The sequence below is a fragment of the Candidatus Bathyanammoxibius amoris genome (assembly GCA_024451685.1).
Taxonomy (GTDB): Bacteria; Planctomycetota; Brocadiia; order Brocadiales; family Bathyanammoxibiaceae; genus Bathyanammoxibius; species Bathyanammoxibius amoris.
In genome coordinates this window covers 50,098-58,318 of the sequence record JAMXCW010000013.1, presented here as the reverse complement: position 1 = coordinate 58,318, position 8,221 = coordinate 50,098, and the positions used below count along the sequence as shown (strand labels likewise).

Annotated in this window: 8 protein-coding genes; all 8 read right to left on the bottom strand. The window is 51.1% G+C overall.

Going from position 1 to position 8,221, the window contains the following annotated elements; genetic code table 11:
- Positions 1 to 219: 219 nt before the first annotated feature.
- The 8 genes from NOU37_07900 to NOU37_07865 all read right to left on the bottom strand — a co-directional run bounded on the left by NOU37_07900 (position 220) and on the right by NOU37_07865 (position 8,043).
- Positions 220 to 1,359 carry a hypothetical protein gene (locus NOU37_07900; protein ID MCQ4575151.1) on the bottom strand — a complete coding sequence of 380 codons (1,140 nt, stop codon included), beginning with the start codon at positions 1,357 to 1,359 and terminating at the stop codon, positions 220 to 222.
- Positions 1,360 to 1,400: 41 nt separating this feature from the next.
- Positions 1,401 to 1,955 (bottom strand): hypothetical protein, encoded by a 555-nt coding sequence (locus tag NOU37_07895; protein ID MCQ4575150.1) that lies wholly within the window; start codon positions 1,953 to 1,955, stop codon positions 1,401 to 1,403.
- A 250-nt stretch (positions 1,956 to 2,205) separates the two neighbouring features.
- Positions 2,206 to 3,060, bottom strand: coding sequence for a hypothetical protein (locus NOU37_07890; protein MCQ4575149.1), 855 nt, complete (start codon positions 3,058 to 3,060; stop codon positions 2,206 to 2,208).
- The gene (locus NOU37_07885; GenBank protein ID MCQ4575148.1) at positions 3,026 to 4,006 is read right to left on the bottom strand and encodes a cytochrome c3 family protein; all 981 of its coding nucleotides are present in this window, start codon (positions 4,004 to 4,006) and stop codon (positions 3,026 to 3,028) included. The genes NOU37_07890 and NOU37_07885 overlap by 35 nt, the downstream gene beginning before the upstream one ends.
- Positions 4,007 to 4,082: 76 nt before the next feature.
- Positions 4,083 to 4,895 carry a cytochrome c family protein gene (locus NOU37_07880; protein MCQ4575147.1) on the bottom strand — a complete coding sequence of 271 codons (813 nt, stop codon included), beginning with the start codon at positions 4,893 to 4,895 and terminating at the stop codon, positions 4,083 to 4,085.
- Between the two features lie 147 nt (positions 4,896 to 5,042).
- Positions 5,043 to 6,380 carry an acetyl-CoA carboxylase biotin carboxylase subunit gene (accC, locus tag NOU37_07875; protein ID MCQ4575146.1) on the bottom strand — a complete coding sequence of 446 codons (1,338 nt, stop codon included), beginning with the start codon at positions 6,378 to 6,380 and terminating at the stop codon, positions 5,043 to 5,045.
- 24 nt (positions 6,381 to 6,404) lie between these two features.
- Entirely contained in the window at positions 6,405 to 6,860 is a 456-nt protein-coding gene (accB, locus tag NOU37_07870; GenBank protein ID MCQ4575145.1) for an acetyl-CoA carboxylase biotin carboxyl carrier protein, read from the bottom strand.
- Positions 6,861 to 6,960: 100 nt separating this feature from the next.
- Entirely contained in the window at positions 6,961 to 8,043 is a 1,083-nt protein-coding gene (locus tag NOU37_07865; GenBank protein ID MCQ4575144.1) for an aminopeptidase P family protein, read from the bottom strand.
- Positions 8,044 to 8,221 lie beyond the last annotated feature (178 nt).

Sequence of the window (8,221 nt, the reverse complement as noted above, 5' to 3'; positions counted from 1 at the left end):
AACGGCTCACCTCTCTCGGGGGGTGTCCACTCCGGCCCCGTCTGTATGGTGGCCACAACCTTGGCTTCACCCGCTGTGGATACGTCAGCGGTTGCTATGCCAAAGACCACAAAGGCGGCCATCGCAAGAAATACGAACGTTTTATGCATCCTGAATCTCCCTCCTTTTCCTATAAAGCCAATATCGATTCAGCTTCAAGGATTCAATCCCTTGTAATCCTTATAACGGAGTCCTTATAACTGACACGTTGTTTGAGAAGTAATTGCAAACGTAGCAGTACTTTCCATCGGGGGAAAGTGCCAGCTGAGTGGGTCCAAGACCTACAGGGACCCTCTGCACCAGGTAGTGATTGACAAAATCCAGGTCACTGGTGTAGCCGTCAAGCTGCTGCTGGGTGTTGCTGACCATGATCTCTCTAATCTTACCAAAGTCCAGGATAGTAACCCTGTGCATGCCGCGTACGGCGATGTAGAGATACTTACCCTGCGGGCCGATAACAAGACCATAAGGATTCCCGTCGTAATTGTTCAGCTCGTCCAGCGGGAGTTGAGCCAGCTTACCGCCCGGCCTGGTCTCAAGGACGGCCAGGTTGTTGGTAAACACCTCACCGTTCTCGGCCTCGCAGACGGGCAGCCAGTTCTTCGGCTTCATGTAGGTGACAGCGACGTACTGACCGTCAGGAGAATAAACTATGCCCCTGAGGTTTGCGCTGTGGCGGATTGACCTTGATTCAATGATCGTGTTCGTAGACAGGTCTATGAAGTCAACCGTCCTGTTGATAGAACCGGCGGTGTCACAGATTACAGCACCCGTGCAGCCGTCAGGTGATATGGCAATGTCCCTCGGACCATAATTAGATAATTCAATCGAGCCTACCTTTTCCTGGCGGGTGATGTCGATGATGTCAATCTTATCCCACATGTTGCCGGAGCAGCAGACATAAGCCTTGGAACCATCCTTGCTGAGCCTGATGTTGCAAGGCCAGTCACCAACCTTGATCTCCTTTGTCTCTTTCTTTGAAGCGACGTCAATCACAGAGACGCTGTCGGACTCGGCGTTACAGACGTAAAGCGTTTTGCCGTCCAGCGAGAAGACCGCGGCCTCCGGCTGGTCATGTACGGCTACCTCACCAGTTACCTTATACCCTTTTGCGTCGATAAAGGTAACACTATGACCTGACTGGTTTGAAACTGCGAGATTACTTCCGTCAGATGAAATAGCAATGCTGAATGGTGAGGGTAGTTCTGTCTTAACGTGAGTTCCTTGAATATAACCCGCGTTAGCGGTTTGAATGAAGATAAGTGCCAAGGAGAGTACAGCGGCACCTACCATACTACAATACAGCGAGTTTCTTCTCATCTACCGAACCCTCCTCAATAAACGAAAACTAAAAAAAACTACTACTTAGTATGCGGGCAGGTTCCGGATTTCGCGCAAACCATCGCCAGACGCTCCCCACACTCCGGGCAATTACCGGCGTCTTGCATCTCCTCTTCGTAAGCACCTTCTCTCAACTTAAAGCCGGCGCCCGGCTCGTCTTGCTCATGACCTTTAGGACATTTGAACAGTACCTTTGCAAGACTTTTCCTGCTCTCGGTATCGTCGTCACAATCGGAACAGATACCGGGTCTTGGAAAACACTTACCGCATTGTATACAGTAATAACCTGCAGTCTGACATGCCCATGTCTCAGACAGGTTTGCGTGAGGATTGTTCTCCTTCGCGTCATGCTCTGCACTGTTCCACATATACTCCTGGTTCGAGCAGTCAGTATATTCGCTAACTTCCCCGCACGCCTCGCACCAGAACTTTTTGACTATCTTGTTCATCGGGCAAGGCTTGCCCGTCTTGGCAGCCTCTTCCGCCTTGGCAGCCTCTTCCGCCAGAGTGGTTTGTGTAGTTACAAAACAGAAGACGATGAATATTCCCAGGGCTGTTACAGCAAATCTCTTCACTCTTCCACCCCCCTTCTAATTAACTTAACTATACTATACTTCAGGCAGTTGGCTGGCAACACTCGCCAGCTCAGGTGAACAAACATTATACGCACTGAAAATACCAAATCAATCTTTTTTTTTCAGATTTTTGGCCTGAGCCGGTGAAACGCCACAATGCGCTCAGACTCAAGTGGAGACAAGACAAGTGTTTACGAAACAGGCCGTCCCTGCCTCCCCGCATTTTCCGCCCCATGTCCGTTCATAGCCGTTAGATAAGACTCAGGAGCAGCGAGGAGAACATCAGACTGATCAAAATCAGCCCCAGTAATAGTAAAGGCACGGCAATTATCTTTGATATTATGGAAAGAGGCACGTTCGGCACTGTCTCGTACCGTTGAAGCAGATTGGCCTCCTTAAGTCTTTTATAGTGAAGCGGCCTCTCGTGTAACATCTCTTCTTCGCTTATGATACCGGTAAACATTGCTTCGTCAACAGGCACCTTCTCCGGAAGCAGGTGTGTATGGATAAAATGTATGGTAAATACGAATCCTGCTGCCAGGATCGCCTCATATCTATGGGCTACCAGGCCCATATCTATGGCCCAGCCCGGCATTATTATTGAGAATGTCGTTGGAAACCAGAGCATTAAGCCCGTCAGGGCCATCACTATCGTACCCCACAGGAGAGATAAATACTCAAACTTTTCCCACCATATCCATCTGTCATACGCGGGATGAGGGCCAAAACCCAACAGCCATTTTATGTCCGTAACAACGTCCTTCACGTCCTTGGGCTGCAACATGATGGCGTCAGCGCCCCAGACGATACTTGCCCCGTGTCCCCTCACAAATACAAGGTACGAGCAATATGCAAAATGCATGAAGGCGCAGAGAAACGTCATCCCGGCGCAGATGCGATGTATGTAACTGGCGGTGGGATAGCCGCCCATGGCTTCATACAGCCAACGCGCCCATGCCTGGTCTTGAAAGGCCAAAGGCATCCCGGTTAATACCAGGCCAAAAAAGCTTATAATCAGCAAAAAGTGGGTTACCCTGTGAAACGGGGTGAACCTCTTATATAGTTTACCCTCAGTGGTCATGGCCGCCATCACCTTTTCTCTCATCTAAAAGCATTCTGACCCACATCAGAAACGCATGGCCGCCAAACATGGAAAAGGACTGGCAGATTATTCCTATGTACGCCACGAATACCAGCGCCAGATAAGCCTGCGGCTCGGCCAAGACGCCGAACAAACCCTTTTCCTTATATATCCCGTAAAGCTCGGCGTAGAGATTGCGCGTCTTAAAGCCCGGATGCGCTATATGTTTCACGAAATTCTTACCCGCACCCTTGTGACACTCTCCGCACGTCTCAACCTTGTTGTTCGCGCCAACCTTGGAGTCAGGGTCATCGGACTTGAGGATGTCGTGCCCGCTGTGGCAGTCGTAACAGTTCGGCACGTCCGTATTGCAGACGCCCAGCGAGGAAAGCTGGCCGTGCAAGTTCATACAGTAGGTATAGAGATAATCCTCGTGGCATCCGCCGCACGTCTTGTTTACATGGGCTCTGTGGAACGTGTCGTCTGCGACCGGGGTTTCTCTGGCTGAATTCCTGCCCATGTGACAGTCAGTACACTTTGGAGGGGTCTTTTCCTCCTCCTCCATATGTTCCACGTGGGTGCTTTCGAGGAATTCTTCGGCAGGGTCGTCGTGACAGAAGGTTATACAGTCTACCCTATCCAGAAGCGGGTAATGTTCACCGTAGACGCCGTCGAGGTCCTGGTGGCAGTCGATACACACGAAACCTTCCTCTGAGAGGCCGTGGGCAGACTGCATAAACGCGTCCTCGTCCACCAGCATGTCTACAACCTTAATCTCGCCGGTCTCCCTGTCTATGCTTGCAGCCTTGCCGCACTTCTCGGGGTCGCCGTGACACTCCATACAGTCTTCAATCTCCTGTGCCCTGAGAAGGCTGCCGCTGAAGGACATTACTACTATAAGGAAGAAAGCGAGCGGAATCCATAGACGTTCGATAGGTCTAAAGGCATGCGCTCGCTTTCTCTCAGACATCACATTCACCCTCCTCTATGTCCTCCCGCAATACTTGGGTCTCGTGTTGCGGCTACAATTGTCAGGATTACTGCCACTATTTCTTCTTCTTTTTCTTCTTCTTCTTTTTCTTCTTCGCCTCCGGCTTTAACGGCTTGTCGAGCATCGGGTCTCTCTCGAGATACCCCTTCCACTTCGCCTTGTCGCCGCCGCTCATCTTCTTTCTGACTTCATCTACGGCATCAAGGTCCCTGTGGTCGTCCTTCTTGAAGTACTTTTTGAAGTCCATGGCAATGGGCTTGCCGTCTTCGTCCTTGTCGCACTTGGGACATTTATCCGGGTCGTTGGGGTCTTCCCAATGACACTCGAGGCACTGGTCTCTGACCTTGCCGGATGCGTTGTTTATGCCGGCCACTATAAGTCCTTTGTCGTACTGGACCTTGCGGGCCATCATGGGGTCCTTTTCCAGCAGTTCGTTAAAGGACTTTTTACCCTTCTCTTTGAGCTTATACTTCTTTTTCAATTCTGAGTAATTCTTCACTGATTTAGCCAATTTGTTCTTTACATTCGCATAACCTTCTCCCGGACCATGACAGGCCTCACAGGTAACGTTCTTGAGATATTTCAGTTTTGGGTTCTTAAATTTTCCGCCATAGCCGGTGGCATGGCACTTGAGGCACTTTGGGTCCTCCTGCTCTTCTTTTGTCTTGAGGCTCTTGAACGCCTTGGAGTGTCCTATCTGCTTCCACTCGTCCCCCTCCCAGACTCCGGGAGAGAGGTGGCACTTACAGCCCTTGTTACCGGTGTACTTATACTTTTGCTTGGCGGCCTCAACCGTAGACGCGGGCGCAAGTATCAGGAACATACCCACCAGGGCGGCCAAAAGGAATGTTGTAAATCGCCCGAACATGTATACCTCTCCTTTCAAATTCAATTGGGCAGGGCCCATACATCAGTCTTCTTTAACTGGAAAATCTTAAAGAAGGAAGGGCAGAGATATTAGCAAAGCCCGGAAAATAGTCAAGTGAAAAATGGGTCCGCGACGGGGACTGGGAGTCTATTCCTCGTCCATCAAGCTCTCTACAAACGTTGTGGATACGTCGGCGTTAATGTACTTGGGGTGGTTTAATATTCTCAGGTGCAGAGGTATGGTGGTTTTTACGCCCTCAACGTGGTATTCACTGAGTGAGCGTCTCAGACAGGCGATTGCCTCTTCACGTGTACCCTGATGTACTATAAGTTTACCCAGCATGGAGTCATAATAAGGAGGGACCATGTACCCCTGGTGCACATGGGAATCTACTCTTACTCCGTTTCCGCCCGGAACGCTGTATACACTGATCCTCCCGGGCTGCGGGCGGAACCCGTTATCCGGGTCTTCCGCATAGATGCGGCACTCAATGGCTACGCCGTTAAGCACTATCTGTTTTTGTTTATATCCGAGTTGCTCCCCGGAGGCGATTCTCAGCTGTTCTTTCACCAGGTCTATTCCGCTGACCATCTCGGTAACAGGGTGCTCGACCTGCAGTCTGGTGTTCATTTCTATGAAATAGAACTTCCCGCCATCCTTATCCACCAGGAATTCTACCGTACCAGCGTTTGAATAACTCACGGCCTTTGCCATTCTGACCGCGGCCTTGTAGAGTTCGGCCCTTTGTTGCTGAGATATACTCGGAGACGGTGTCTCCTCCAGGAGTTTTTGGTGCCGGCGCTGGAGACTGCAGTCCCTCTCACCGAGGTGGATGACGCTGCCGTGCTGGTCAGCAAGTATCTGAACCTCTACGTGACAGGAATGCTCGATGAACTTCTCTATGTAAAGTGACGGGTCCTTGAAGGCCGTCTCGGCCTCTCGCTGGGCGGTTAACATAGAGCTCGCGAGGCTCGCGTCGTTGTGAACAATCCTTATCCCCCTGCCGCCGCCGCCTGCAGCGGCCTTTATCAGCACCGGATATCCGACCTTATGGGCTATGTCCAGCGCTTCCTGCTGGCCCGTTATGGTAGACTCGCTGCCGGGTAAAACAGGGATCTTGTTCTTGATGGCCACCTGCCTGGCCTGCGCTTTGTCTCCCATGATTTTCATGGTCTTTGCGGAGGGGCCAATGAAGGTGATGTTGGAGGACTCGCAGACCTCCGCGAAATGACTTGACTCTGCGAGAAAACCGTAACCGGGATGGATGGCCTCTACGTCCGTTATCTCCGCAGCACTAATTATGCTGGGTATGTTAAGATAACTCTGTTCAGCCGGTGAAGGGCCGATACACACGGTGCTGTCGGCCAGTTCCAGGTATTGAGCCCCCTCATCCGCCTTTGAGCAGACGGCTACCGTCTCTATACCCAGTTCTTTGCATGCCCTGATTACCCGGAGTGCTATCTCTCCTCTGTTTGCGATTAACACTCGGGAAAACATTCTAACCTTCCTTTACCCCACGGACGCAGTCGGGAGTACTCGGAAAAGTGGCTGTCCAAACTCAACAGGTGCACCGTCGTCAACCAACACCTCTACCACCTTTCCTATTGCTTCCGCCTTAATCTCGTTTATTATCTTCATGGCCTCTATTACACAGACAACGGTATCGGCTTCCACCATATCGCCGACCTCTACATGGGCTTCCGTTCCGGGTGTGGCCGCCCTGTAAAACGTTCCAACCAGCGGAGAACTTATTTCTACAAAATTACCCTTTTGGGGAAGGGCCTTCTGCACCGCCTCTGCCGGAGCCGGAAGACTGCCCGCTGAAGGTACGACCATGTGCTGGAAGCCGCCATCGGCCTTTTTCACCTTTACCCTCAGCGCATCCTCTTGAATCTCTATCTCGGTAAGGTCATGGGCGTTCATCAGTGAGATGAGCTCTTTGACCTTGTCCATTGTGCTACTCATTTTTTTAAGTGGCCTCTTCATACCGCTGGACGCTTTTCATGCGTAATACCATTCTAGAAAAATTTTTCGAAAGCCGGTTCGTTTGGAGGACAAGGATGTCTCAAACTACGGCCTCGTCAAGATCCCTGGAGACACGGCTCAGAACCTCACATCCGTCTTCTTCAACCAGAACCATGTCTTCTATTCTCACACCACCCCAATGCGGGATGTAGATACCGGGTTCAACCGTAATCACCATGCCTTCCTTCAGCAGTCTTCTGTTGGCACGGCTGAGCCTCGGACCCTCATGGACCTCAAGCCCTATTCCGTGGCCCAGGCCATGTCTGAAATTATTGCCATAGCCCTTCTTCTCTATATACGACCTGGCAGCCAGGTCTACATCCCTGGCGCTTGCCCCACCTTTGATCCTGTCTATTGCCCTCTTTTGAGCATCCAGCACGATGTTGTAAATCTCTTTTCTCTTTGCGTCGATTCTATTTATGAATATCACCCTTGTCAAGTCAGAATTATAGGCCTGCCACGATGCGCCCCAGTCAACAAGCACCATGTCCTCATGGCCTACCTTCATTTCGGTCAAAGGCGCATGGGGCTGGGACGAGTGCTTGCCTGCGGCAACTATAGTCCTGAAGGACGGGCCGGCCGCACCCCCCTCCTTCATGGACAACTCCAGGGTGTCAGCCAGCTGCCTTTCAGTCATACCCGGCCTCACACTCCTCTTTAAAGACTCAAAAGCCGTCTCGGCTATCTTAAGGGTCTTTCTAATCCTCTTTATCTCTTCACCGTCTTTTACCTCCCTCAGACGCTCTACCATTCCCTTTGTGTCCACCAGCTTCCTTCGGTCCAGGGCGGCCTTTAGTTCACTGTACTGCGAATACGTCACAGTGTTGGCCTCGAAACCCAGCACACGCAGTTTTAGACGTTTTATCAGGCTGGTCAGGGCCTTTATCGCGTCCCGTTTTCTCTCTACCAAACTTATCTTGCCACTACACTCTTCCTGAACCTGCTCACTATATCTGGAGTCTGTAACCAATATGTCCTGCTCACCGGTGATGAGCATCGTTCCTTCTGAACCGCTAAAACCGCTGAGGTATTGGACGTTCTTTATATTGCTTACGATGAGGCCGTCCAGTTTCCGCCGCTGTATTGCGTTTTTTAGTTGCAGGAGTCGTTCTGGTGTGGCCAAGGACCGCAGTCTCCCTCTATCCCGGTATACTTTAACACTAACCAAAGGTACGCATAGGCATCTGGCAGCACTTCTTCAGGCAGGTCGGCCTCTGGTACGGCTACAACGTTGGGCTACATAAACCCCATGAATGTGGTATCTACATTATCGGTGCGGAGTATCGGCCTGTATATTCCCA

Bases quoted from the DNA above. Each gene is read 5' to 3' on its own strand.
- NOU37_07900 (MCQ4575151.1), bottom strand. From the start codon at position 1,359: ATGAGAAGAAACTCGCTGTATTGTAGTATGGTAGGTGCCGCTGTACTC.
- NOU37_07890 (MCQ4575149.1), bottom strand. From the start codon at position 3,060: ATGAGAGAAAAGGTGATGGCGGCCATGACCACTGAGGGTAAACTATAT.
- NOU37_07885 (MCQ4575148.1), bottom strand. From the start codon at position 4,006: ATGTCTGAGAGAAAGCGAGCGCATGCCTTTAGACCTATCGAACGTCTA.
- NOU37_07880 (MCQ4575147.1), bottom strand. From the start codon at position 4,895: ATGTTCGGGCGATTTACAACATTCCTTTTGGCCGCCCTGGTGGGTATG.
- accB (MCQ4575145.1), bottom strand. From the start codon at position 6,860: ATGAGTAGCACAATGGACAAGGTCAAAGAGCTCATCTCACTGATGAAC.